The organism is Treponema pedis (assembly GCF_017161325.1).
GTDB classification, from domain to species: domain Bacteria; phylum Spirochaetota; class Spirochaetia; order Treponematales; family Treponemataceae; genus Treponema_B; species Treponema_B pedis.
The window spans coordinates 1,367,550-1,394,167 of record NZ_CP045670.1 but is presented as its reverse complement, the minus strand read 5'-3'; the positions used below and the strand labels follow the sequence as shown (position 1 = coordinate 1,394,167).

Here is a 26,618-nt window from a genome sequence, read left to right as displayed (position 1 = left end):
TAAATTATTGCATTTTCCCAATTGTTTTTAACCATAATTTTGCATTATCACATTCGCTGTTAATTATCCCGGTTCGATTATCGGTAAAAACCTCCCACTGCCAGCATTCACCGCCGACGCAGCCGAGTTTTGTCCACTCGTCCAACAGCGCTATAAATGAATGAGCCATTACATATCCATGCATCTCATCTCCGTCATGGCTTAAATAAACAATATTTCCATAGCTCTCTTTTTCCAGGTCAATTGCGACCAAATCGCCGTTACCGACTTCATAAAAGCTGAGTTTATTATGATAGATTCTATCATACGGATTATTGTAATCGGGATAACAAATTTTAATCCAATCTTTTCTTGACTCTTCAAAAACGGGAAGGAGTTTTAAGTCGAAGTGAAAACTACCTGAAAAAACATTACCCAACTCATCGGGCAGTTTTAAAATTTCTTTTTCTTCATCATAAATGTTCCAATAAAATTCCAAATGAGAAGAAAACTCAAGCAGCACCTTTTTAAAGTTTTTAGGCAGGCTGCATCCCAATTTTTCTTCAAGCTCTGAAATTTCTTTTTCAGTTGCAGGTTTTTCAATGATTAATTCTCTTGTATAGCCGCTAAGCTCTTCTACTCTTTGTTTATACCATTTCAGTCTTGATACAATTTGCTCATACATATCATGTCTCCTTTTGTTATTTAATTCGTGAAACAATATAAAATCTATGAATTCGTCCTGCAATGACACCATCTGTTTCCAAGATGTTTTGTGCATTATATAAATTTTGTAAATGCGTTTTTACCGAAAAATGAGGAAACTCCCATTCTATTATTTTTGCAAACCATACCAGGGCTCCTACATCATAAAATCGAATAGGCCTGAATACTTCGCCGCTTTCCAATATTTCAAATCCGCTTTCAATAAGTTCCTGTTTTTTAATTTCAAGACATTGTTCGGGATAGGGCGGATTTGTAATTTCAGGCTGCAGAAGTTTTACCAATTCTCTATCATTTTCGGCACCTACCTGCTGGGTAATAAAAAATCCATTTTTTTTCAAAACTCTTTTTAATTCTTTTACATTATAAGAGCCGTGCCTGTTAGTTACAATATTGAACGAATGCATATTGAATGGTAATTCATCTTCTCCGTTTGCTTCTTTAAAATCTATTCCAAGCGGCAACAGCACTTCTTTGCAATATGCAACATTAGGCTTGTAACCTTCGATTGCAGCAGTTTTATTCACCGGATGACCGAGCGAAAGTAAAAATTCTCCGCCCCCGGTTTCCATATCCAAAAGTTTCATATCAGCATTTAAATATTTTTTTATTATCGTCCGTAAATCCCAAGGCAAGTCGTCTTCTTCAATATATCTGCCTTTAATATGGGAAAAATCCCAACCTTTAATGTGTGCTTGATTTTCTTCTTCAATCCACTGATTCAATAAATCTTGTTGTGCGGTTATATTCATTTTTTACCTCACCATTCGCAGAAGATACTCCGGTGTGCCTTCTTCTAATTTTTTTTCTCCCGTAAGATTAAAACCGTGTCTTTTATAAAAAGAAACGGCTTTTGTATTTTTTTCCAATACCCACAAATTATTTGTGCCCAATTCTTGAACGACATATTCAATTAGCTTGCTACCGAAACCTTTACTTTGAAAATAAGTCTTGTGTTTTTGCTTTTCTAATCATGATTCTCCTCCATCAATTTTATATTTCATAACATCAAAACCCATCTTTTTTAAATTGATGATTTGTTTTTGCCTGTGTTCCGCAGTGCCTATTCCGGTTAGAATATCGCTGTAAATGTCACTTTCGGGCCAAGCATCATAGTAATTGTTTAGGAACTGAGGGATTCTTTCATACATAGGTTGAATGATTGAAATATAGCCATGTTTAAGACATTCGATATACGTTTTTTCGTCAAGCAGTTCCGTATTCCCGTATTTATCAAATGAGCTTCGGCGGCTGAGAGCTCCCTCAATATCCCAAGGTGTAAACACAACCAAATGCTCGGGCCTACTCCAACGCTCAATATCCGTTTTATCGGGCGAGGGAAAAAGTTTTTTCCAAAAGCCTCGTTTTACCGCATAAGTGCCGGTAGAAATATACAGCCGGTACGCCGTGTTTTCAAATACTTTTTCCGATAGTTCGCCGATGATGGGCTCAAATATTCCGTATACATCGCAATTTAATAGACGGGCATAATAGATTTTTTCACCCGCCTCTATTTCGTAAATTGCTCCTATTTCATATCGTGCCACTTTCTCCCTCCTATAAAAACTTTTTGCAAGGATTGGCAAATCCTGAAAAAAGTTTTTTCAAGTAGTTTTGCTTTTGTAAAACTACATATAATAATGCGATGTTTTGTGCTTTGCACAAAACTCGTCAGATAAACAGAGAGGCAGTATTTCTGCCGAACTGTTTATCATGCCTCCTGAAAAAAGTTAATCTTTGCCGAATGTTCGGTCAAAGAGTTTTTTCATTTCTCTTGCATATTTAACCGCCCCGGGAATGCGCAATCTTTTATAATAATCCGCTAAAATTGCAGGATGATTTTTTAATATCTCAAATTCCGCCATATACATTGCTAAGCATGATTTTGTATATTTGCCGAGTGAAATAGTCTTTGATTTTTCATCTTCATCAAGTTCTTCTCCCGGAGCAAATTCGCCGTCCGGATATTTCTCGGGAGTATCATTGCTGTACTTCCAAAATGCCTTTGTCCAAAGAATAATATCGCTTTTATTTTCCTCGATTAAACGCAGGTACCACCCAATCAATTCTTTTTCCGTAGACAGCTTACAACTGAATCCTTCCAATAAAAATTGGCGTTGTTTTAATCTGTTATGTAATAGGGAAATTTCAATGTCCCTGATTTTTTCTTCAATTCCCGTCGGGTCCGTAAGCCGAATCAGTTCCGAATACATTTCGCTGTCTAAAAATTCTTTTAAAGTATTTATTTCTGTTGTCATGTAAAAAACCTTCTGCAAATTAAATATTATCGATAATTATAGATTCGCTTAACCTCCATTTGCAGCCTATCCGAAATGTCAATTCAGAAAAGGCCTTTTTTATAATGCCGACTTCCGGCTTGTTCAAAGCACCAACCATTAACTCCATATAAGTAATGGAAGACATCCCCAAACCGAATCCTTTGTCTTGCTCAAGTTTTTGCTGAACTTCGTTTTTCCCGCGAAGATAATCTATAAGAACACAAGTATCGCAAAGATAAATCATTAAGAACGCCCCCAAGCCTTGCTTCTTATTTCCTCAACGGAAAAAGACCTATCTTTCCACAAGCCAAAGGCTGCATTAAAGTCTGAGAATTCTCTTTTATGAGTTTTTACAGGTGTATGTAAGGTACGTACTATTTTATCAAGTAATTTGATTTTCTCAGCATAAGAAAGCATATCAACCTGTGCCGCCAGTTGCTTAAAAGCTAATTCCGACATATAAGAACCTCCCTTTAGTAGAGTATACAACTTTTTATAAAAAAAGTCAGCTATAAATACTAAATTAAAAAATTACTTATTATAAAATAACACACCTTATTTTTTACAGTTGCAGTCGATTGAATTACTATTAATTAAAATAATCACTAATTATACATAATGCCGAAATAATCCAAACATTGCTTCATTAAATCTTGCACGGTAAGACACGTATCTCTTAAAAAATTGCGTTCATTTTTCCAATTTTTAATTCCTCTGTAATAGTACGCCTTTAGTTCTTCAGTAATTATAAAAGGGACTATATTATGTTTAAGGCATTCTTTGAACATTATTAATCTTCCAATACGGCCGTTACCGTCTTGGAATGGATGAATCGCTTCAAATCGGACATGAAAATCTAACACATCATCAAAAGTGATTTCGGATTTTGAATTGTATTCCATTAATAATAATTTCATCTCTGCCGAAACATCCGCAGGTTTTACAGTTTCATCGCCGCCTACTTCGTTTTCAAGCATTTTGTAGTCCCCAACCTTAAACCATGATTTCCGGCTATCAGTTGTGCCGGACTTTAGAATATAATGGAGTTGTTTTATAAAACTTTCCGAAAGTTTCGTATGTGCGCCTTCTATTATTAAATCAATACAATGGAAATGATTTACCGTTTCAACAATATCATCAACTCTAACTACTTTATCTGTAATGTCAAGTGTTTTTGTTTCAAAAATAAATCGAGTTTGCTCGTGTGTAAGTTTTGAACCTTCGATGTGATTTGAATTATAAGTAAGGTCAATCTGGATTCTGTGATAAATTCCGCCTTTCAAGCCGGCTTCCTTTTCACGTTTAAGAAATGATAAGAGAGTATCCTGTTTTGCACTATGACGAGTTTTCCGATGAGGTTTTTCCGCATAGGAAGGGATTTTCCATGTTTTTCCTTCCAAAAGTGAACCGATGATTCTGCCCTGCAAACAGTAATTTCTTACGCTGCGTTCACTGATTTTCCAGCGTTTTGCAGTTTCTTGAACGGATATGTATTTTATCTTATTCATAGGTACTATTATAACATATTATCGGCAATATATAAAGCGGATTTGAACGCTTAAATTCATTTTTATTTTGCCGTTGGTAAAACAGTTTATTATATTTTTTATTACTTTACCGGCTTACAGGGCTGTGCATATATCATTCGCTTAACCTGCATTTGTGTCTTTGCCTCACGCGTATAGCGAGGCAAAGCAAATGTCAGGTTGAAGCGGGTGTTAGATTGTTTTCATAAATACCCCTACAAAAAGATCCGTTTTTCTATATACTATTTTATATCTTTCGTTTTTTTATAATAATTTGTAATTGTAAATTTTTCGTCTTTGATTTTTTAAGTAACAGCATTACTGCCGAAATTTCAAAAGCAATTTTTTAAAGGTTAATTAAAATTGATAAATAAAATTATTTCTAATTCGCATGGAAACACTACTTCGTTCTTACCGCGGGCAGTTTTTTCCATGCGATTATTCCGGATATACATGAGAAAAAAGTTGCAATTAAAAATATTTTTGTTGAAATGTAATCCCACAGTATTCCTATAATTATCGGAGAAATAATACTCACCGCATTGTTTACACTTTCGGTTAATCCTAATACAGCCGAAATGGATTTGTCATCAAAAATATCAAGGATATATGAAAATGAAATAGGCATAAAAATATCTTTTAATTTAAGAATCAAAAACACCGTTAAAAAAATATTTTTATTTTCTGTTAATGCAAACAACAGATACGGCACACAGTCTATAAAAATATCAATAAGATATATTGTTTTTCTTTTTTTATCCGCTAAAGTTTTTGAAAGAAAAAATGCTGCAACGGAATTTAAAATAATAAAGAGAGAATTATAGGTCATAAATTTATCAATATCAAAGCCTATGGTAATTGCAAGTATCGGAATAAATCCGCTGCAGGCAGCCGATATGCTTAATAAAATATTGACAATCAAAAAGTACATAAAGGGTTTATCTTTTAATACATCGAATAATTTATGCCGATGAGTTTTTTCTTCTTTCTCATCTTCAATATGTGTATTATTTTTATACAACAATATAACCAGCAGCAAAATCGGGAATAGATATAATGCATTCCAATAAAAAATAGAATGTTTTGCCATGCATATTTTTAAGAGCTTCGGAAATAAAAATATCCCTAAAGACATTCCCGCAAATAAAAACAAATCCCGAACTGCAATATAAGAACTTCTTTTATCAGCGTCGATTGAAACGATTATGCTATTGCCTGCCGAAAAATTAAACACACTGCGTATAAAAAAAATTGATATTCCCAGCAACATAACCGATATAAAATTTTCTCTAAAGCCGAATAAAATTGAAAAAAACGCTCCGCACAAAATACCGCACACAGCAATCCAATACGGATTTTTCTTTTGCGAAATAATACCGGTAAGTCCCGGTAAAAATATACCTGCCGCCGAGATAATTGAAAAAATAAACCCTATTTGTTTTCCGTTAAATTTTAGAACCGTTAAATACATCGGATAAAAATTTTCCAATGCACCGTTTGCTAAGAAGAAGAAAAAATAAATAATATACTTTAGCGAAACTATTTTTTTATGATGCATATTCAATAATACCTATAGATTTTAACATTTGTAAAAGTTTAGTTTCAACATTTCCAGAATTTAATTCATTTTCATTTTCTAATATTTTAATAATCTGATCAACATTATCATATGATATTAGATAGTTTTTATTAAATTTTCTAGAATAAAATTCAATAGAATTTTCATATGTTACCCATCGACTACCTGGAACTAGCTTAAAAATATTGATTTTTCCATTCTTTACTATTTTTTTTGTTAGTTTTTTCGTAATAATTTCAAATTTTGAGTCCAATATTTTATTTTTCGAGAGAAAATATTCACACATTTTCCTATAAATAGGTTCTTTTTTATCCAGAGGGCATTTTATTTGGCAAATGTTATTCATACGAAATGAACATTTATTGCATATAGTTTTTTTATCAATACAATTTTTTTCTATCAGCCTTACATCTGCATAAAAATTGTTGAATGGAATACATTTTATTATTTCATCAAAACTATGTTTTAACAAATTATTATCACAGTTATTTATTTTTTTAAAATAATTTATGCCATATTCTAGATTACATGGGTATAGAAAAGCATCTGGATCTAAATAGTACACAGAACATCCACCCATACAATAATTTTTATTAAAAACATTTTCTATTTTATGTTTATCATATATATAACTTTCTATAAAAGGAGAAACACCAAATGTAAATTTTTGATATATATTGTCGATTATTATTTTTTCCAAAAAAGCAAATACATTATCTAAATAATCATTTACATTTGAAAAGAAATCTGTAGACTGACTAAGTGCATTCCCCGTTATATCCGGCAGTGAGATCGATATATTTTTTATATAATCATATTTTTTTATAAAACTATAAAAAAAATGCATCCGCGTTACGCCAAGTTTATTCAATATTGAATTTATATAAATATTATTATTCACGGTGCATATATTTTTTAATTTATTCAAATTATCTATTATTTTTAGAAAAGTTCCATCACCTCGATTTGTATCATTCGATTCTTCATCTGCACCATCAAGACTAATAATAAATCTATCAAATGCACAATTTTTTATTTGATACAATGTTTTTTCAGATAAATTTTGGAAATTAGTATTTACCCATAAGTTAATACCTTTATATTTTATATAATCTATTAGTTCGGTAATAGCATCATAATTAAATGGCTCTCCTCCTAACAGTTGAATGCAATCCACACCAGCAGAAAACAACTTATCAACCAAACATTTCATGTCTCTAATATCTAATCCGTATGTTTGCTTTTTTAAAGTTGTATAATAACAATGTTTACAGTTTAGATTACAGCAATCAGTAATTCCCCATTTTACTACCATATTTATTATATTATCCTTTAAACTTCAATTAAATCTAAATTTACCAACTCATCAATAAATGTTTTAATTTTGTGTTCTATTTCAGATTGTGTATAATTCTCATATGAGTGCTTTAACATTGACGCAAGATATTTCATAGGTTGATTATCTTGAATACCTTTCAATATAATGTATTCATCTTTTCCGACTGTATAACATTTATAATTTTTCAAATCAAAGATGAGGCAAGTCTCATTTAATTTTTCTTCAAATCTAAATAATACATATTCTTTTAAATTCATAAATATTTATCCATTAATATCAACAATATTTTTTTAGCAATCTGGTATTTTGTAATTTATAGGCTTGAATTGCGGGACAGCCACACATACATAACTTTTTATATTTGCATATTTTACACTCTGCTAAAATATTATCGCTTTTATTTTTTTGATACCAATAAAACATTTCAATAATATTTTTATCAAAAATATTACATATTTTTTTATCACTTCCAACGAAGTATGTACATCCATATATGTCACCGTTCACATCGATTTCACATGAAATTTTACCCTCTGGGCAAATAAATTTGTCAAGTTTTATCTGTTTTGTTAGTGTAAGATATTCATACTTTTTTAATAATCCATATACATTTTTTATTGGATCTCCATAAATGCATATATTATCATTAATAGCAGATTCATATATTTTAATAAAAGGTTTTAAAATATCATTGTCACATGCAGGTCTTTCAAAAGAATTCTTATTTTCTACAAATGGGGTAAATCGCAAGTATTTTATACCTTTAGATTTTATATAGTTATAAACATCTTCGAAACTATCAGAATTTTTTTTGCTTATTACACAATTTACCCTAATAGGAATATTATATTTTTTCAATATGTCTATATTCATATCTAAAATATTAAAGCTTGCTTTATTCCTATAGAGTTCATATTTATCATAAACAGAATCTATACTTATTTGCATATAATCTGTATTATTGTTCAATAAAGCAGCGAGATTTCGACAAATATGTTCAGTAAGTAATATCCCATTGGTCAATATTGATAAAGTAATTTTTTTCTCTTTAATGTATTTAATAATCTCAAGTATATCATTGTGTAAGAAAGGTTCTCCTCCTGTTAAATAAATATTTAAAACCTCTTTATTTTTACAAATATCTATTATTTCTTTCCAATTTAACATATCTTCATTTTTATTTTTTTTTGAGCAATGTACACATTTCAAGTTGCACTTATTTGTTACATTGAGACCTACTTGTAATGGAAATTTCATATTTTCCATATAATCATGCGACACATTAAAGTAATTCTGTTTTATAAAATCAAAGACAGAATTACATCTACCATTATTTTGAATATTATAGTCAATATATCTTTTTAAGAATTTACTATCGCAGCTTTTTGAATACATATTTGACAGCTACCATCTTGCATATTTATAGTTCCATATTTCTCATATGCCAATTTCATATTTCCACCCTTACATAAAAAAAATATCTTACATCGTGAACATTTTGCTTTACGCAAATCCCTACCTTTCCTAAATTCATTCCATTTAATACCATTGAGCCATAATTTTTTTATTCCAAACTCATATACATTGCCAGAACTATGCGTTATATCCCATTCAGGTCCAGGCAAGAGATTCCCCATAGCATCTATTTGGACTGTCGAATTTGTTTCTAAAGGAAGATAAAGTAGATCTTTCTCGCTTGGAATATTTAAATCATTACCTTTTAAATTTTGATAAATAACATTTTGAAAAAACTGATTCACTTGAATTCTTAACTTAGTCTCCATTTTAGGTTCAAGTAATTTGCATAAATAAATTTGATGTAAATATTTACTGTTATCAACTGTATTTAACATACCTTTACCTTTTCGAAATGGAAAAACTGGTGAAATTGAAAAAGTAACTGCATTCAATGAATTAACCAAATGATATGTATTCAAAATATCACCTACATTTATAAATGTAGCTGTATAAGCTATTCGAACTTTAAAACCAGAATCAGTCAAACACTTTATATTATAAAGCGTTTTATCAAAAACTTTTGTACCCCTCTGCATATCATGGACAGCAGCAGTCGATCCATCCAAACTTATTTGGATAACATCTGTAGTAAGGTTTAATATTTCTTTTAACTTACTTATTACTTCCTTTGACAGTAATACACCATTAGTCATAATTTCTATCAAAATATTCCTACGCTTTAATATTTTAAGAATATCAAACAGTGAATTACATAAAAAAGGCTCTCCTCCCGATATAGATACATGGAACACATTATTTTGAGCAATTTCATTTGCGACTCTTAATAAATCGGTCTTCCCTGCTGTTTTTCCTAGATCTGCCCAGCAGTGCCGACAATTACAATTGCACCTACCAGTAATTTTCCATAAAATTCTAATAGGAAAATCAAAAGTCACAAATTTCTGTTGCTGCAGGTTAAGCATTTTATTTACACAAAAATTCATCAAATATCTATCGCCAATGGGGTCATTACATTCCTTTATCAACACATCATATAAATAACTGCTTATACGGCTATCGTCACTACACATATATTCAATCACCTTAAGCCACCTCATTGTAGATAAAGTATCCTATTGTGGAGTTATATAGTATTTAATTGTATCCAAATAAATATTTGACATATTATAAATTTAACCAGCATGGGCTGGACTACAAGATCGTGCCCCTCCGCTTGCCGTCGAAGGATTACTTCCAACAGGCTTACTATCCGCTTTGATTTCTTTAATTGTAAGTTTTAAATCTTTCTTAACTTCTTTTTTCATAGTCTACACTCCTTAAAAAATATATAACTGAATCTAATTATACAAATTTAAATATAATTTGTCAAATGATTTGTCCGTACTCATTGTACAAAAAAGAGTGCTGGTATCCCCCATGGTCAAAACCGTAGAGGTTAGGCAAAATGGAATAATCAAAATTCATATATACGGTAAGAAAATGGAGAAAAGGCGTGCCTAAGAAAAAAAGAAGCAAGGCTTACATACTTATCTAAAAAACTAAAAATCAACTATGATGAAATTGTATTGGCAATTTAAAATCGAAAGCATAGCAGAAAAAGCCATAGCCGATAACAACCGTTTCAACGGCACAATTATTAAACGTGAAAAAAACTCCGTTTACTAAAAGGCATCTCTAAAAACCTGTTTGGTTTTTGGAGATGCCCTTATATTTTTTATTACTTTACCGGCTTACAGGGCTGTGCATATATCATTTTTGAGCTCTTTTTTCTATCTCTATGCGGGACAGTTTTTTACGTTTTTTACCGGATAGAAAAATACTATAAAATCCTGTATAAGTTAAAGGTGTGCTGATTTAAAATGAAAAAATAATATTACCTATCGTTTTGGTTATAACACAGTTATTTTTACAGGCCGCAGCGGTAAGGGCAAAAATATTTTGGTAGTAACCGATAAAAATACGATAAGAGTTTTTATAAAATATTTACTGAATATGTCTGATGAGGAAATAATGCAAACATATATACCGGCGGATAATTCATTTTTATTTGTAATGGATAAAAACTTGGATATAGAAACTGCGGGGTTTCCAATATGGCCGTTTCCGCCGGAAAAAATAGATTCGTTTTAGAAAAGGAAAAGACGTATGAATGAAAAGGGGAATACTATTGTATGAAAAACAATTCTTATATCCGTAACTTAAAAATAGAAGATGTACCGTGGCATCGCCTTCCTACAACTTATGCAAGAGCAACTCCGTTTCCGCAATATTTTGAAGTGCTGGAAAATATGCAGGACACGGATAAAATAGAAAATGCATTGGATGAAATTTCAATAAATGTTGAACATCAAAGTACTCTATGGTATGCTGCTCCATTTACTCTTGTGTTTCTTACAAGAATTTTTATCAAAGCATTAAATCAAACAGAGGCAAATATAAATGCAGATTATATAGTTGAAAGACTTCTCGAAATTTTTTCCGTAATAGCTGAAAGTTTTTGTGAAGGCGAAGTGTTAAACCATGCGGAGCCTCTTCCTTTTTTTTGAGGATATGTTAAAAGAAGAATATTTATGGTCTGAAATTTATAATGAAGACGATGATTTACTTCGGTATGAAGAAGAAAATGTTTTCCCTGCTAATCTTTTTTACAGTTTTTATTATTATTCTTTTGAGGTATTAAAAACATACCGTGAAGAATTTGTTAAATTAAAAGATACAAAATTTGCAGGAATTGCAAGAATACTTTCTTCTTTACTTTTATAGGAGAGTTCATGGTAAATAAAGAACAGATAGTTTTATTAAATGACAAATTAAAAAAAATATTACAAGCGGAAATACATGCAGGCAACACCGTTGCGGAAACGGCGATAGGCTGGTTTTCAAAAGCAGAACCTCGACATTTGTTCGTGTTTCTTGAAAAATCTTTTTTAACTCCTATACAAAAGGATATAAAGGGAATAACATATACCGAAATTAATGATGTACATTATTGGAAAGCGGAATATACCGATAAAAAAAATTATCAAACCCTTGCATGTAAATTTGACCGACTATCTTTTGGGGCGTTTGAGTATAAGAACACAGGATAGATATGTAATTCAAAAAACTAAGAATAAGGATAAACAAGATGAAGAACAAGATAGTAATTAACAATAAAATATTTATTTTCAATGAGCATGACGGCTGTTATGAAGGCGGTTATACAATTTGGGGAAATGAAGTGCAAACGGTAATTGAAGTCAAAAATGACCCGCCTGATATCCTCTCTCCGATTTTATCAAGACTGAAATGGCTTAACATAAATAAAGAAAAAATATTAGATGAATTTTTAAAAGAGAATAGCTATTTTGTAGATACTATAAACGAAATGATAGACAATAAAGAATTTGAAGCGGATAGCCATATCACCGTTGACGATTTTAGAGCATCATTGTTTATTTTATATCTTAATTTTGAACTTGACTCGACCGGTATAACTTGCTCTTTCGATATTGATGCAAAACCTGACTATCTTTTGGGACATTTAGCCTGTATGACAGTGGATAAAGAATATAATATCAAAAATAACAGTATAAACGGATAAATTATAATTTGAATAATAGATAAGAAGAAAAGAGAAGAAAACCGGACATGAAGGAAATTTATGCAATTAACGATTTATTACAATTAGAAAATTTTTTACATTCTCAAAACGATGTTGAAAAACTGCGCGAAAAACTTTTTATAGAATTTTTAAAATATAAAGGAAATACCCGGTTATGACTTCAATTTAATGATTGCCGATTTTACCGAAATAATAAATAAGTGGAAAGCTTAAAAGGAGTGTCAGTAAAAAAACAATGTCAAAATTACAGGATAAGAAAGATTGCAAGATAGAAAATGACAGATATTATATTTGTGCATTGCAAGCCTTAAAACAATTATTTACCGAAACGTCCTGCGCTTGGCAAAAATGGATTGAAACCGATATTAAAGAATATCTAAGCACGGGCAGCGTTCAACATCATCAGAATTGATTTCAGCCTGCTTATTGCCCGATATTCCGAATTTGCTTGAAGAAAGAGAGCGGATTATAAAACTTATCGAACAAAGCGGAATCGGTTTTTCGGCATCTGAAAAGTCTTGCTGCAAAAAATGCGGCGGCGATACCGGAATCGGATATTGGAAATTGGACGGCAATATTTTTAAGCCGTATTAAATAATTTATAGGAGGCAACAATGGACATGACAAAACGTCCTTCAAGATTACCGAAAGCAATCGGTCTTTTAATTATGACGGCAGGTTCGGCTGTATTTTTTATAATCGGCTTCGGTATTCAACACAAGTATAAAAATACGACAAGCACCGGCAGTTTTGTGCACGCACTTTCAAAAGAAACGGCGCACATCGAAACAAAAAAAGATAAAACGATTTTTATCTACACCGATATCTATTCTGTAAAGCGTAACGATTATATGTATGAAATAAAAGACGAGGCGGGACAAAGAATCGAGTTTACAAAGCTGAGCGGTAAAAGGGCAATTCCCCTTGACGGAAAAATTATGGAGCAATTTATACCGACAGCTTCTTTTTCCGCACCGGGCGGAACGGTCAGCGTGTACTGCGATACATCGGGCTCCGCACGCGGTGAATTTTTTATCGGAAGTGAGGTACGGGCAAAAACAATATCATGGCAGGCGGTTTTATTTTTTATATCGGGAATTATCGTGCTGATTCTCGGCTTTAAAATGGGCATGAAAAATATTCTTATCAGGAAAGAACGGTTCGAGAAATATGGGAACTAAATTATTACAGGAGGTAGAAAAATGATATACGGTCGGGGTTTGGGACTTTTTTATGTTACGGTAATTTATATAGGCGGAATGTCTTTGATATCGAAATTGCCGTTTATCGGCTCGCAAAGCGGCAGGGTGCAGATAATTGTGGTATTGATAAGCCACATAATTCTTTCAAGTATAAATTACTTTCTTGCACGATTTTTAAACCGCAATGGAGTAAAGCACAGCGTTGCAGGTTTACGCTTGGAAAAGGTTATTATCTTTTTAGGTCTTCTCCTTTTGTTTGTGATAGTTCTTATGGTGTACGGGGAATTTTTTAAGGGATAAAGACATACATTTCCCAACCGACTCGGAAATATCGACGGTTCTTTACCGACACTGTCCGGAACTACAGCCCTGCCATTTGGATTAATTTTAGTGCGTCGGCTTTGTTTTTTGCATCGCTTTTTGTTTTATCGGGTGATAGCATTTTTTTCTCCTTTGGGCTTTACAAGCCCCGTTTAATTTTAGTGTTTAATTTTAGGTCTACCCCCTGCCGCTCTCCTTATCGGGGAAACGGCAGGTAAAGTTCAAACCTATTTTAATTATGAATTAATTTTTCTTCCAGTATTTATCGCAATAACCGCCGTCACTGGAAAGTTCGCGTAAATACCGGGCAGCAGTTTCGGGATTTGCCAAAGAGCTCGAGCTTATGGAAGTATCGGTTTCTGTGGCAGAATCGCCCGCCTTCCAGCCCTTAGTATCTGCAAAGACCGCACTTGTTAAGCCCCTACAGCCGCTAAAAGCCTTCTTGCCTATTTCGGTAAGGCTTGCAGGCAGTTTTACCTCGGTTAAGCCCGTACAGTCGGAAAAAGCATACCCGTCTATTTTAGTAAGACTTGTACAGACGGATAAGTCTATACTTCTTAAACCTGTAAACTCTTTAAAAGCATTATCGCCTATTGTAATAAGGCGTGTACAGCCGGATAGGTCTAGACTTTTTAAGTCCGTACAGCCGGAAAAAGCAAGCGAGCCTATTTCAGTAAGGCTTGCAGGCAGTTTTAGTTCGGTTAAGCCCGTACAGTCGGAAAAAGCTGACGAGCCTATTTCGGTAAGGCTTGCAGGCAGTTTTACCCCGGTTAAGCCCGTACAGCCGTCAAAAGCATACTTGTCTATTGTAGCAAGGCTTGTACAGCCGGATAGGTCTATACTTTTTAAGCCCTCACACTTGTAAAAAGCAGAGTTGCCTATTGTAGTAAGGCTTGTACAGCCGGATAGGTCTATACTTTTTAAGCCCTCACACTTGTAAAAAGCAGAGTTGCCTATTGTAGTAAGGCTTGTACAGCCGGATAGGTCTAACCTTGTTAAGCCCTTACAGTCTTTAAAAGCCGCCCCGCCTATTTCGGTAATTACTTCATCCCCTATTTTAGCGGGGATTACAAGAATAGCAGGAAGTTCTTCCTTTGTGCAAGTATAACCCGTTATTCTGCCGTATCCATCGGTTTTAAAAATAGTAGTATCTACTTGAGGTTTAAAGTTACCCGTTTGAGGTTCAGAGTTACCTGTTTGAGGTTCAGAGTTACCTGTTTGAGGTTTAGAGTTGCCCGGTCGGCTTTGAGGACAGCCCGTCAATAATCCCATCAGCAGCCCCGCTGCCAATACCAATGCAGTAAAGTTTACTGCCCGTCTTACATTTCTTTGTTTCATTTTGTAATCTCCTTAGCGTTTATGCCCGCCGGCAATTTTTAATAAGTAATTAGTAATTACCTTGACGGCAGCTCCGTCCTTATGCAGACGGCAACTCCGTCATTATGTAGACGGACTGTCCCTCCTTATGCAGACGGTCAGTCCCTCCTTATGTGGACGGTTACTCCGTCCCTATGCAGACGGCAGCTCCGTCCGTTTTCTTATACCGCCGCTTTCAAGGTTTTGTGGTAAAAGCTCTTTTTAAGGCTCTTCGATTTTTTATTACCGTTGCTCGTAAGCTTCGTTCTTACCTCAAGCGTAAACTCTCCTGCCGGAACGGTTGCGTCCAGCAAGACTATGAGGCGGGCGGGTTTGTTTTCGACGACGGAAGCACAGCGGACGGCACTCATGCCCGATACGGCGAATACGCCCTGTTCCGTGTCTTTGTCATCGAATTTGAGACGGCTGCCTAGTATTTCCATTACAGAGCCGATTTTGATGGTTTCCGAGTCGCCTGTGAGCTTGTCGGTTACGGCGGTTATATACGGCTCGGTGCCGGCAGTTTCGGTTTTCACCGCTTTTGTCTTGCCGAGAGCGGTTTTAAGAGCCGTGCCCGCGCTGATGTTCAAGGAAACCGCATGCCGCTTTTTGTCGAAGCTGTCATCCGCCCCATCGAAGACTCCTGTTATGCTCATACTCGTGTTGATAAGCGGTGTGTTTAAGGTGCCGCCTTCTTCAACGATAAATGAGCATTCTTCGGTGTACAGCTGCATTATGGCGACAAGGTCGGTGCGGGTAACGGTGGTGCCGCGCCTTACCATGCGGTCGATGATGTCCTCCAGTGTGAATACTTGGCTGTCGGTTACTTGAGCCATGTAATCGTCCGGTTTTGCCGTGAGTAAGTTTTCCCGTAAACAATACTTTAACATAAAAGCCTCCTTATTTAAGGGGATGTGTCCCCTTAGCCCCCTAATCCGTTTTGAATTGACTAGTCTCAATCCGTAAGACATGCCGATTATTCCTTTGAGAAGTCAAGCAAAGCTCAACGCTCTGCGCTCCTTGCGGTTTTATTAAACGGTGTAATATAAAAAAAGCCCAAGAACAAACAATCGGTCTTTGACTGACTTTTTGCCCTTGGGCGCGGTTTAAGTAATCGGTATTTAAATTTATCCGTGCGGAGGGTTTTATACCTCGACGCTTTGCTGTAAGGTTGTTTATTTGGGCATGACGCGCCCTCAAGCTGTGAAGCTGTGAAGCTGTGAAGCTGTGAAGCTGTGAAGCTGTGAAGCTGTGAAGCTGTGAAGCTGTGAAGCTGTGAAGCTGTGAAGCTGTGAAGCTGTGAAGCTGTGAAGCTGTGAAGCTGTGAAGCTGTGAAGCTGTGAAGCTGTGAATTTTGCCCGATGCGGTACTTTATGTCAAGTGCAAAGCACGGTGCTTTTGCAAAACTTTTTGCACTTTTTTTGGGGGAATCTTTGTAACTGCTTTCGGGGTGTTCGGTTAACATTTGTCTTGTAGTATAGAATATTTCTATAAAAATTGCAAGGGTCCGCATTGCCTCACGTTAAATCTAACCGAAAAAAAGCTGTTCATCACATAAAAGTAACGCACTTTAACAACGTCGCCAAAAAAAGCGTGCATGTCATTAAAAAGACACGTAAAAAGCGAACCTATGAAAAGTACTACGGTCAAGACGTACAAGAGCAAGTTATCCGGCTGTGGATTTTTTCAATGTACCTGTGTTCAAAAAGGCTCGTTCCGTTTATCCCGCGATAATACCGATTACCTTTTTCGATTGGGATGAACGTAAAATAAGGCTTTTTTGAGGTTGATACTGCCGCAAATTGCGGTATAAGCACTAAAGGACAGTATATTTGCACTCTTACCCTTACTGATGTTCATTTTTCCTTCAATGAAGATTATTTCAAAGCGTAGGGTAGAGGCAAAGACCATAAAGAAATATTATAAGGCTAAGAGTCCGTATCGTAGGCTTATGGAAAGCTCTGATATAAGCGATGCTGAAAAAGATGAACTGCAACATAGGAAGGATAGTTTAGATTTACAACAGCTCCTTGATAAAACGCAAGAGCTACATAGTAAACTTATTTCAATGGCTTAGCGGTGGTCTACATAGCTTAAAGTTAGATTTTTACGTGAGTAAATGCGGTCAAGCCGAATGTTTTAAGACATTATTCACAATAAAAATAAGGGCGCGCTTTAATCTTTTCATATCCGTCATCACTGTCTATAATTTTTACGCCGTCTATTGCCATGTTCCCCCTGCCTTTTGTCTGTATTATTATAGCATAATTCACAGTGTTTTTCTATCAATTCATTGTTATTTACGGAAGCAAATTTCATCAACAATTCCTTCCTCAACTTTATTTCTCCCTTCCATTATATAAAATTCGCTTCCATTGTATTGCCTCAGCTTTTGAAAATGATTTTAATTAATTTCTGCAATTATATCATCAACCAATTCCGTAAGGCTCTCTGCGGCATAACTATGTAGCTAAACCGCAGCACGGCTTGAGCGCGTTGTCGGCTTTGAGCTACTTGTTATGTGTTTATTTTTCCTCACTGTTTAATTTTATAGTTTTTAGTTTTTCTAATATCTTTTCCCTCTCTCCGCTTCCCGTAGTAGAAAGCCGTAAAAGCGGAATATTGCATGCTTCAAAAATACGGTTTTTCAGTATATCTCGCTCTGACTGTCGCGTTCCTTTTTTATGATACTTATGACCGTCAACTTCTATGGCAAGAACCGGCTCATTGGTAATCTTATTGTATATGAGAAAATCAATATGTGTCCAAGTTTTTGAAGCGTATGCTTTTTCCTCTTCATTTAGATTTTTCAAATTGTTAAGGTTTCCTATATCCTTTAGAGGTTGCTCAAAAATAATGCCAATATTTTTGAATTCCTCTGTTTCAAGAATTTCGCAAATCAGTTTATACATTATATTTTCAGAATCATATTTTGATATTTTTTTGATTTTAGAAAGATACTCAAATCTTTTCTTTGTGTATTGAGAATACAAATAATCAAAAACAGAATTTACTTTACTCTCTGAGATTTCACAATTATTGTACTGAATGTAAGAAATCAAATCGCTGATATTCTTATCTTTAGGCTGTTCGTTTCCTGAAATTACAATACAGAGGTTTGTTTTTGCACGGGAGACTGCGACATTCAGAAGATTTTCATCATCTGCAAAGTCCGTAATTTCATCGTCGGTTGTAGAAATGATGATTATATCTTTTTCCCGCCCTTGAAATTTGTGAACTGTATCTGCCTGAATGTCAGGAATCGTTTTCGAGATAAGATTCGTTTGGTCGCGGTAAGGTGCGATTATTCCGATTTCATCTTTGGTAACATTTGCAAGGCTTGGAAGAATTTCTTTGGAAATCACATCAACCTGCCTTTGATTTTTGTGTCCCCTGCAATGATTCCCGACATTAGTTTTATAGACTTTGAGAACATCTTTTTCGTTTTTATCGCTTGTCATAATTAACAGCTGGTTGTCATAGAGTTTTTGATTACAGAAATTTATGATTTTCGGATGACAGCGATAATGTTCGCGAAGCAAAGTTTGCGGAACATCGGGAATAAGTTCTTCAATCGAAGAAAGAAAACTGTGATTTGAAAAACCATACGCAGGATTTATCTTGTACTCAGAAAATATTTGCTCTGCTTTCTTTTTATCCATAGTAGTAACTACATTTGGAAGCTGCTTTTTGTCGCCGACAATCACGACATTTTTTGCACAGGAAAGAGCCAATGCCCCGGTTGAAACATCAACTTGCGAGGCTTCGTCCATAATCAAATAATCGAATAAAAAATCTTGCGAAAAATAAGGCAAACAGTTTCTTGAAGAAAAAGTAGTGCTAAGAACAATCGGATATTCTTGATAAAATCCGCTTTCAGTTTTGTCTAAATCTTTATCTGTAAAAACTTTTCGCTTTTCATTTTTTCCGTATCTTTTGTTAATTTTATAACGAAGATAATCAAGCGATGAAGCATAAAGTCTTTCTGCATTGAATTTCTTTTTCAACTCCTCTTTCTCTAAAATTTCATTTTTCAATTCTTGAATTCGATTTTTGTAATACAATTCTTTTAGAGTTGTAATTAACTTACTTGATTCTATCTTCCAAAACTTATAACTTCCAATATGGAACTTAAAAAAGATTTTCAGTTTGAATAAAAATCCAAGAAAGTCTTTTCTGTCAATTTCAAACTGAATGCTCTGCCACAAGCTCATAATTTCTTCTGATGAGAGAGCGGACAGCGGTTTGCTTGCAAAAAGATTTTCACTGACATTTGAAAGTGAGAAATGCCTGTATTCTGTTTCTAATTCATCGAGTTCTTGTTTTAAAGTCGCCTCTTTTTCTTGATACTCAAAAAGCCCTTTTAAAGTCTCAAAGGATTTTGTAAGCGAATCGAACATTTGTGCTTCATCTTGCTCTATTGTCCATGATTTTATTTCTGATGGATATTCTTCCGCTTGTTTTTCCAAAAACTCTGAGATATTATCGCTTTTTCCGAGCGGAGCAACAATAAAACCAAGATTGTATTTGGGAGAGGAAAGTTTTTCGTAAACATTTTCAATCGCAGAGTTATTGTTTGAAACCACAAGGACGGTTTTGTCCCATACAAGAAGATTCGCAATGATATTCAAAATTGTCTGTGTTTTTCCCGTTCCCGGCGGCCACTGTATAATGCTGAATGAATTCTCAAGTGCGTTTGTAACGGCTTTATACTGGCTGTTGTTGCAGCCGAATGGAAAAATCGGATGTGCGATTCCGTTCCATTTTATTTTTTTGCCATTCGGATTTAAGAAAAATGCCAAAGCCGAATCTGGATTTACAAGGCGGACTCTCTCATAATTTTTGACAAGGATTTTTTCATCAAAATCATTTCGCATATCACTTAAAGAAGCAATGTTTTTCAAGTATTCAAAGACCGTCCCTGTTTGTTTTTCCGTGGCAAGGGCATTTCCGATTATCTCTACATTTTCAGGTTTGTAGTGAAAAATTCTTTCGGAATTTTCAAAAGTAATGAGATAGATGTTTTTAGTTTCATTAAAACGAATTCGTTTGATTTGACGAGTCTTATCCTGCTTGCCGTTTTTATCAGTCATATAAATTATGCTGTGAGAAGTATCCATATTTTTTAGTCAGAATTAAAAAACTTCATCTTGTTCATCTTCTACAGAAGCTGCATTCTTAAAATAATAATACAACACTAAATGAGCATCTTCGTAATGATAGATATCATTATCAGCTACACAATCTAATGCTACGGAAACTAAACCGTCAGCAAGTTCTGTTTTTCTCCCCAAACAGCAGAGAGTCGACGAGAACCGGCTTTTAATGTTTGAAACCAATATTCATCTTTTTGTAAAAAAGAGGATATAGCAGAATCTACTTTATTTATAATTTGAGGTTTTCCATAAGTTTTAGCGATTCTATCTTTTACGCTATTGAATGCATTTTGAATTTCTGTACCATATTTATTACAAGTTACAGAATCAGAAATTGCTCTTATCTGATACAATCCAGTTTTTTCATTCACATAAACTGCATAATATGAAAAAAGAGGATGTTTCTTTCTAGGCTTTACCAAGTAAATATCATCTTTTACATACGAAGGTTCTTCCTCACATTGCTCGGCAATCTCTTCAACCGTCATACCCATTTTTAAGCCAAATGGGGCAGCATATACAAAACTTAAAATAATTCCAAAAATCATTGCTAAAAACAATTTTTTCATTTCTACCTCCAAAGCTGCCCGGCGGGCAGTACACATAACTACCGCTTAACCTGCATTTGCGGGCTCCTCCGCAATGTCAAGTTGAAAAAGAGTGTTAGATGCTTTTATTTATAATTTATTAACTTTTAAGATTGAATGTATCACATCATCATGTTGATACTGCTCGCCTAATTCTTTTATATTCTCAATAAATTTTTTACTATCTTCAATATAGTCATTAAAAGAATATACCTCCGGATTTCCATTTGCATAACAATAAAATATTTCAGTATATTTTTTGCATAATTTGAAAAATAATTCATAGTTTTTTGTTTTAAGCAAATAATATAATATATGCATTACAGGATGTATAATCGTATCCAGTATCATATACCGCCACAATTCAAATGAAAAACCTGTCGGTAAATCTTTTCTTTGTAAATCAGCTTCCGTATACAACAGTACAATGTTTTTATATTCATTCAGTTCACCGGTTATATTGTTCTGTAATTCCATAATCTGCTTATTCTTGTTCTTGATATAATTTTGTTCGTTGAATATATCAATATTACTTATTTCTTGAAAATCCTGATTATGGATAATGGCATTTAGTTTACTTTTTGAAAACATAATCCATTCAAAAAGATGTGCAATAATATCTTTATAATTCCAATCATTGTAAGTACTAACAAGTTTCTCATTTTTATAACTACTTATAAAATCAACAATATCCACTTCTATTTTATTAATTTCAGCTATTATTTCTTTAATTTTCATTTTTCTCTGCATCCATAATTTTTATCAACTGACACTTAAATTCGGGAATGATATTTTTTGCAACATCCCACACAATTTCATAATCAACGGAAAAATAACTATGAATGAGTTTATCTCTCATACCGGCAATGTTTCTCCAGGGAACTTCTTTATATTTGACTATTATATCATTTGAAATATTTTTAACAGCTTCTCCGATAATTTCAATACTTCGTGCAAACGCTCGCTGCGTTTTTTCATCTTTCAGAAACACTTCTTTTATCATATTACTTGTTTCAGATTCTAAAAAAATAATTTCATCAAAAATATGCTTGAATAAATCTTCATTCGATCGATACATATTCAACCTCGTTAAGTATTCTATTACCAATATATGGACTTAAACTTTCTGTGGTTAATAAATCTATTGTTGTATTGAAATTATCTTCCAAGTAATAAACTAAATTTATAAAGTTATTGTAATTTTTTTTACCGGCATAAAATTCGACCAATATATCAATATCACTATTTTTATTTTGTTGATTATGTACATAAGAACCAAAAAGCCCTATTTTTTTTACGCCATAAGACTGGAGAATATTTTTGTTGTATTCTAAGAAATTAAAAATTTCTTTTTTTTCTTTAGGTTTCATATTGGTATTATACCTTTTTTTGAATATTAAGTCTAGATTTATGCCTTAAAAATTCAATTCGTGCAATAGCATGAGTCCACCTAACATTCGCTTAACCTGCAACAAGGCGAAGTCCTTGTTGTCAGCGTTGAAGCGGGGGTGTTAGACACTTTTATTTTATTTAATCGCTTATATTAACAGCTACGATTTTAATTTTACACTATTTAGCTTTCTATTACAATATTTAATAAATAAAAAAAACTTTAAATTTTACTATAAAGCTTTATTATTTGTATATCCAACTTTCATATTACTTAACGCATATATTAAAAACTATTAATTTAACTATAATTCTATATTATTTACAAAACTAATCTTTTAAAAATAATATTATCTTAAAATTATAAGCTTATTCTTAACAATAAGACTTTATTTTTTAACCTATACAGCTTTTCATCATTAAATTAAAAAAAATCAATAATTTTACTATAAGGCTAAAATTTTATTTTACTTAACAAATAATTATTATAATCACTATGACTGTCCTAAGAACTTTTAACTCGTTGATTTCCTGAGCTAGTTTAAAAATCCTAAGATACAAGATTTATTTTTCTTACCAAGTTAATTATCATAATTACCATGACCGTCCGAAGGACTTTTATTTCGTTGATTTCCTCAACAAGTTTTAAAATCGAAAGATTAAAGTTTTCTTTTCCTTATTCAAGTAGATATTATAATAAACACAACTTTACTCAAAGAACCTAAACTTTTAATTTGGGTTTTATGCTTTAATTTACAAAAAATACATACTCAATTTTTCAAAGTTGCAGTTTATCGTGCCGTTAAGCATCTGTCTAACATTGTTTTAAACCGCAACGTTACTCGACAGCGTTGTCGGCTTTGAAAACGGTGTTATGTGTTATTTACTTCATTACAAATATCACATCTGCATAGGTTTTATAAACCTTTGATTTACCTTGATATGTAAACTCTATTTTCATATCATTTAAGGATTTATTTCCAAAATTATCCAAATAACCATGAATTGCAGGTTTTAACAAATCCAAATTTCTCTTTAATTTCCAAGAAGCAGAAAAATCATCTGTATCAATCAAAACTAAAAAGAGTCGATTTTCAGAACCGAATCTCATTTCGCCTTGATTTTCGTATAACCATTTTGCAAGCAATTTTGGATTTTTTATACAATCCTTTACAATACCAAGATTTTCTCGCTTTATAGAATTTAGAACCTCCAAACTTTCTTTTGAATTTCTATCTTTGAGTTTTTCAGAAATTTCATAATGTATTTCACTAGGTTTCGCGTCCTTATCAAAAGAAATACCAAGTTCTTTAGCTTTTGATTTCAAATAGGTTAATTCAACAGGATAACCATTTATTTTCCTCTGTTCTTTCAAAAATTCGGCTGGAAAATAAGTTACTTTTAAATCACAAGGAATCTGATTTACAAAGAAATCTACGCTCTTTATTTGTCCGACTGTAGGTAAAACGATTTCATGTGACTTAAAAATGTGCTCTATCAAAATACTTGACCAATGGTTGTACCAACTATTTAAAACATATCCTTGAACTGCGTGCTTTATTTCATTATCAAATTTTGAAGTTAATTCATCATATGATTGAATAGTTTTTACATAATGGCTTACCAAATACTTGTCTAAAGAGTTTTGATAGTCACCGCCCCATTCAAAATTCTGTAATTTATAAAGTTCAGAAACAAGTTTTTCTTGATTCAAATCATTTAATATTTTTTCATTTTTGAAAAGAATATATTTATCAAGTTTTTTATGAGAATCTTTTATATTAGAACTAAGAAGATTAAAAAGTTCTTCAAATTGTTTTGACAAAGATGTTTCATTTAGAACGATTTTATTGGCAAAACAAAACTCTTTAATAATCTCCTTGCGAACTATTGATTTCACTTTTAACCATAACAGGGCTTCCTTATCTTCTGAAAAAGAAATCAAATCTTCTGCATCATAAATAGATTTCCATTTGTTGAAAGTATTAGGCATTCTTCACTTCCTTAAAAGGTTTATTGTTTGTCCAACCGTCTATTTTATTGAATATGCCGAGAGTTTGTTCTGTTCGAGAGTGATTAAAAACCAAAACATAATCAGATTTCATTGCTCCTTTTCTATTATCTTGCACAACAGAATTTGCAGAATATTCCATTGGGAACGACCCAAGATAAACTAAAGAGTTTTGTTTTTCAATGCTATCAAAGAAACTCCAACTATTCTTGTCCTTTGCATTAAAATAGAGTAATAAATAACCATCGTTTGTTAAGATTCTTGAGGCTTCATTTAATATTTCACGCATATCGTTTAAATATTCATCTTTACTTTTCTTACGGGATTTTGCATTTGATACAACAATTTCCTCTGAAAATTCAGATTTTTTATTTAATAAACAATTCCACATTTCACTTAATTCTAAATATGGAATTCTATCACTATGAGGTGGATCTGTAATAATAAGTTTTACAGATCCAGATGGAATTTTTTTCAATTCATTTTTTGAATTTCCTTGAACAATTCCCATATCTGCTTGTTTTTCATAAAAATCAAAAATATTATTTTTGTACAAAATCTGAGAAGAATCTTGTTCTAACAAAGCTTTATACAGTTTATTAGCTCTATTTTCAAAACAATTCCAAACATTTATTTCAAAATGTAAATCAGGTCTCCACAAACCAATAACCCAACTTCCAACTTCAATTTTTTCTGATTGCTGATTTTTTGTTTTACCTCTACCTGTGATAGCAAATACCATATTTGACATTTGACCAGAAGAAGCAGTTAGTGTTAATTGCAGAGATCTTTTTAAATTTCCTGAAAATTTGTTAATTTCATCTAAAATCAAATCAATATTGTATAATGCTCGTTTTGTAAACAAATCATAAATAGTCATGTTTTCCAGCGAATTTATTCTAGCGTTTTCAAAAAATGTACCTTTTTGAATATTTCTGACAGAATAATTTTCAAAGGATTTAATCTTATTTGAATCAAATTCAGAAGGTTCTAATTGTATTTTTTTTCTTGAAGTGTTATTTTTAATCCACACTTCTTGTAATTTATCTTTATTCCATAAAAAATGAGTTGCAATATCAGAATTTTCTATAATGTATGTTTCAGATATTTTTGAAAAAACATTTTTTTTTATTGAAGTAATTGCTTTTTTGTAATCGTCCGCTTTTGGTAAAGACAGTAAAAATAATGTATGTTCGATTGAAAAAGGGTTTATATCAATTCCTAAAAAACGTCTTCCTAAATTATGAGCTTCTTTAGAAATTAATCCAGAGCCTAAAAATGGGTCTAAGATTATATCATTTTTGTTGGTGCAGTTTTCTATACAATAGTCCAAACTCTCAATAGGTTTTTTCCCCCAATATTTATGAAAGGCATAAATGCCCTTATAAGTTTTCGGATTAGAAATACTTTCTACTGTGTAATTTTCGTCTGTATCAAAAAGTGTTGGTTGTATCATAGGTTTATATTATACCGTTTTTTCAAAAAATTCTATATTGCAATCAAGCGTCCCTGTGCGGACATCTACATAACATCTTTTGTACCTTTCCTCATTATACCCCACAATCCGCTATTCTGTCAACCTAATCTGCCGTAAAAATTGTACAATACAACTTTCTACCATAAATATACCTACACCGCCAATCCGCCGAAGCAGATTAGATCTATCTTTATTAAATCGCAAACGGTGCAGAAAACGATGTCGCGGGAGAGTGCTTGCGTGAAGGATTGGAAATGTTATGTCTGAAAATTCCTGTGTTAGAAGGTTTCTAGTTTCATCATATAAGTATCCGGCTGTCCGAAAGAATAACCTTATAATATTTTCATCAAAACTTTTTTCAGGCTCAATCATTGATAGATATTTTGCAACACCGCCGGTAATTCCATAGCAGATCGTTTTATCTTCATAAGAATACTCAGGTACAAATTGTGCTGAATCAAAATAGTCAAATGCTTCTAATTTTATTTGATAATCCCGTCTTCCAAATAACGGAGGCTTATTTTAGGCAATGCAGATGGCATTGCCTAAAAACGCTGTCGAGTTCGCCTTTCGGCAAACATCGTATTATTGTGTGCCGTTTCTCACTTCGT

29 protein-coding genes and 3 pseudogenes are annotated in these 26,618 nt (G+C 33.0%); 7 read left to right on the top strand and 25 right to left on the bottom strand.

Annotated features, from left to right (window positions below; genetic code table 11):
• Nucleotides 1-4: 4 nt before the first annotated feature.
• From DYQ05_RS06135 to DYQ05_RS14330, 14 genes and pseudogenes are all read right to left on the bottom strand, one after another.
• Nucleotides 5-664, bottom strand: coding sequence for an SMI1/KNR4 family protein (locus tag DYQ05_RS06135; RefSeq protein WP_206184050.1), 660 nt, complete (start codon nt 662-664; stop codon nt 5-7).
• 16 nt (nt 665-680) lie between these two features.
• Nucleotides 681-1,454, bottom strand: coding sequence for a class I SAM-dependent methyltransferase (locus tag DYQ05_RS06130; protein WP_020965111.1), 774 nt, complete (start codon nt 1,452-1,454; stop codon nt 681-683).
• A 3-nt stretch (nt 1,455-1,457) separates the two neighbouring features.
• Nucleotides 1,458-1,634, bottom strand: a pseudogene (locus DYQ05_RS14475) (GNAT family N-acetyltransferase); the annotation flags it as partial.
• Between the two features lie 39 nt (nt 1,635-1,673).
• Nucleotides 1,674-2,249, bottom strand: a complete 576-nt coding sequence (locus DYQ05_RS06120) for a hypothetical protein (protein ID WP_206184049.1) — start codon at nt 2,247-2,249, stop codon at nt 1,674-1,676.
• A 183-nt stretch (nt 2,250-2,432) separates the two neighbouring features.
• Nucleotides 2,433-2,960: a hypothetical protein gene (locus DYQ05_RS06115; RefSeq protein WP_024468832.1), complete on the bottom strand. Its 528-nt coding sequence runs from the start codon at nt 2,958-2,960 to the stop codon at nt 2,433-2,435.
• A 19-nt stretch (nt 2,961-2,979) separates the two neighbouring features.
• Nucleotides 2,980-3,225, bottom strand: a complete 246-nt coding sequence (locus DYQ05_RS06110) for a PIN domain-containing protein (RefSeq protein WP_252722854.1) — start codon at nt 3,223-3,225, stop codon at nt 2,980-2,982.
• Nucleotides 3,225-3,440, bottom strand: coding sequence for a hypothetical protein (locus DYQ05_RS06105; RefSeq protein WP_020965106.1), 216 nt, complete (start codon nt 3,438-3,440; stop codon nt 3,225-3,227). The genes DYQ05_RS06110 and DYQ05_RS06105 overlap by 1 nt, the downstream gene beginning before the upstream one ends.
• A gap of 146 nt (nt 3,441-3,586) precedes the next feature.
• Entirely contained in the window at nt 3,587-4,489 is a 903-nt protein-coding gene (locus tag DYQ05_RS06100; RefSeq protein ID WP_206184048.1) for a Fic family protein, read from the bottom strand.
• A 418-nt stretch (nt 4,490-4,907) separates the two neighbouring features.
• Nucleotides 4,908-6,065: an MFS transporter gene (locus tag DYQ05_RS06095; protein ID WP_020965104.1), complete on the bottom strand. Its 1,158-nt coding sequence runs from the start codon at nt 6,063-6,065 to the stop codon at nt 4,908-4,910.
• Nucleotides 6,055-7,401: a radical SAM protein gene (locus DYQ05_RS06090; protein ID WP_024468835.1), complete on the bottom strand. Its 1,347-nt coding sequence runs from the start codon at nt 7,399-7,401 to the stop codon at nt 6,055-6,057. Before DYQ05_RS06090 ends, DYQ05_RS06095 begins: the two co-directional genes overlap by 11 nt.
• A 17-nt stretch (nt 7,402-7,418) precedes the next feature.
• Nucleotides 7,419-7,682, bottom strand: coding sequence for a hypothetical protein (locus DYQ05_RS06085; RefSeq protein ID WP_020965102.1), 264 nt, complete (start codon nt 7,680-7,682; stop codon nt 7,419-7,421).
• A gap of 19 nt (nt 7,683-7,701) precedes the next feature.
• Entirely contained in the window at nt 7,702-8,691 is a 990-nt protein-coding gene (locus DYQ05_RS06080; RefSeq protein ID WP_192814962.1) for a radical SAM/SPASM domain-containing protein, read from the bottom strand.
• A gap of 95 nt (nt 8,692-8,786) precedes the next feature.
• Complete coding sequence (locus DYQ05_RS06075) at nt 8,787-9,986, bottom strand: radical SAM/SPASM domain-containing protein (RefSeq protein ID WP_187289360.1); 1,200 nt, start codon at nt 9,984-9,986, stop codon at nt 8,787-8,789.
• A gap of 90 nt (nt 9,987-10,076) precedes the next feature.
• Complete coding sequence (locus tag DYQ05_RS14330) at nt 10,077-10,208, bottom strand: hypothetical protein (RefSeq protein WP_264080068.1); 132 nt, start codon at nt 10,206-10,208, stop codon at nt 10,077-10,079.
• 867 nt (nt 10,209-11,075) lie between these two features.
• On the opposite strand from DYQ05_RS14330, the pseudogene DYQ05_RS14470 reads away from it, so the two are divergent.
• The 7 genes and pseudogenes from DYQ05_RS14470 to DYQ05_RS06045 all read left to right on the top strand — a co-directional run bounded on the left by DYQ05_RS14470 (nt 11,076) and on the right by DYQ05_RS06045 (nt 14,010).
• Nucleotides 11,076-11,667: pseudogene (locus DYQ05_RS14470) on the top strand (hypothetical protein).
• A gap of 8 nt (nt 11,668-11,675) precedes the next feature.
• Nucleotides 11,676-11,993: a hypothetical protein gene (locus DYQ05_RS06065; protein ID WP_206184047.1), complete on the top strand. Its 318-nt coding sequence runs from the start codon at nt 11,676-11,678 to the stop codon at nt 11,991-11,993.
• A 38-nt stretch (nt 11,994-12,031) separates the two neighbouring features.
• Nucleotides 12,032-12,487 (top strand): hypothetical protein, encoded by a 456-nt coding sequence (locus DYQ05_RS06060; RefSeq protein WP_206184046.1) that lies wholly within the window; start codon nt 12,032-12,034, stop codon nt 12,485-12,487.
• A 47-nt stretch (nt 12,488-12,534) separates the two neighbouring features.
• Complete coding sequence (locus DYQ05_RS14325; RefSeq protein ID WP_290121717.1) at nt 12,535-12,666, top strand: hypothetical protein; 132 nt, start codon at nt 12,535-12,537, stop codon at nt 12,664-12,666.
• A 77-nt stretch (nt 12,667-12,743) separates the two neighbouring features.
• A pseudogene (locus DYQ05_RS14465) lies at nt 12,744-13,102 on the top strand (hypothetical protein).
• 20 nt (nt 13,103-13,122) lie between these two features.
• On the top strand, nt 13,123-13,689 hold the full coding sequence (locus DYQ05_RS06050) for a hypothetical protein (protein ID WP_206184045.1): 567 nt from the start codon (nt 13,123-13,125) through the stop codon (nt 13,687-13,689).
• A 21-nt stretch (nt 13,690-13,710) separates the two neighbouring features.
• Nucleotides 13,711-14,010 (top strand): hypothetical protein, encoded by a 300-nt coding sequence (locus DYQ05_RS06045; protein WP_206184044.1) that lies wholly within the window; start codon nt 13,711-13,713, stop codon nt 14,008-14,010.
• A 264-nt stretch (nt 14,011-14,274) separates the two neighbouring features.
• Here DYQ05_RS06045 and DYQ05_RS06040 read toward each other — a convergent pair whose 3' ends face one another.
• The 11 genes from DYQ05_RS06040 to DYQ05_RS05995 form a co-directional block, all read right to left on the bottom strand.
• A complete protein-coding gene (locus DYQ05_RS06040; protein ID WP_206184043.1) occupies nt 14,275-15,369 on the bottom strand; it encodes a leucine-rich repeat domain-containing protein in 1,095 nt (364 codons plus the stop codon).
• 200 nt (nt 15,370-15,569) lie between these two features.
• Nucleotides 15,570-16,277 carry a DNA-binding domain-containing protein gene (locus DYQ05_RS06035; protein ID WP_206184042.1) on the bottom strand — a complete coding sequence of 236 codons (708 nt, stop codon included), beginning with the start codon at nt 16,275-16,277 and terminating at the stop codon, nt 15,570-15,572.
• 113 nt (nt 16,278-16,390) lie between these two features.
• Entirely contained in the window at nt 16,391-16,900 is a 510-nt protein-coding gene (locus DYQ05_RS13705) for a hypothetical protein (RefSeq protein WP_252723533.1), read from the bottom strand.
• Nucleotides 16,901-17,534: 634 nt separating this feature from the next.
• Complete coding sequence (locus tag DYQ05_RS14320; RefSeq protein WP_020965081.1) at nt 17,535-17,660, bottom strand: hypothetical protein; 126 nt, start codon at nt 17,658-17,660, stop codon at nt 17,535-17,537.
• Between the two features lie 252 nt (nt 17,661-17,912).
• Nucleotides 17,913-20,480 carry an AAA domain-containing protein gene (locus DYQ05_RS06025; RefSeq protein ID WP_024465811.1) on the bottom strand — a complete coding sequence of 856 codons (2,568 nt, stop codon included), beginning with the start codon at nt 20,478-20,480 and terminating at the stop codon, nt 17,913-17,915.
• Nucleotides 20,481-20,647: 167 nt separating this feature from the next.
• The gene (locus DYQ05_RS06020; protein ID WP_225969229.1) at nt 20,648-21,112 is read right to left on the bottom strand and encodes a hypothetical protein; all 465 of its coding nucleotides are present in this window, start codon (nt 21,110-21,112) and stop codon (nt 20,648-20,650) included.
• 108 nt (nt 21,113-21,220) lie between these two features.
• Complete coding sequence (locus DYQ05_RS06015; RefSeq protein ID WP_020965078.1) at nt 21,221-21,868, bottom strand: hypothetical protein; 648 nt, start codon at nt 21,866-21,868, stop codon at nt 21,221-21,223.
• A complete protein-coding gene (locus tag DYQ05_RS06010) occupies nt 21,858-22,208 on the bottom strand; it encodes a HepT-like ribonuclease domain-containing protein (protein WP_024465812.1) in 351 nt (116 codons plus the stop codon). The genes DYQ05_RS06015 and DYQ05_RS06010 overlap by 11 nt, the downstream gene beginning before the upstream one ends.
• Entirely contained in the window at nt 22,192-22,500 is a 309-nt protein-coding gene (locus DYQ05_RS06005) for a nucleotidyltransferase family protein (protein WP_024465813.1), read from the bottom strand. Before DYQ05_RS06005 ends, DYQ05_RS06010 begins: the two co-directional genes overlap by 17 nt.
• Before the next feature lie 902 nt (nt 22,501-23,402).
• Entirely contained in the window at nt 23,403-24,512 is a 1,110-nt protein-coding gene (locus DYQ05_RS06000; RefSeq protein ID WP_020965076.1) for a hypothetical protein, read from the bottom strand.
• Complete coding sequence (locus tag DYQ05_RS05995; RefSeq protein WP_020965075.1) at nt 24,505-25,986, bottom strand: DNA methyltransferase; 1,482 nt, start codon at nt 25,984-25,986, stop codon at nt 24,505-24,507. The genes DYQ05_RS06000 and DYQ05_RS05995 overlap by 8 nt, the downstream gene beginning before the upstream one ends.
• Between the last annotated feature and the right edge of the window lie 632 nt (nt 25,987-26,618).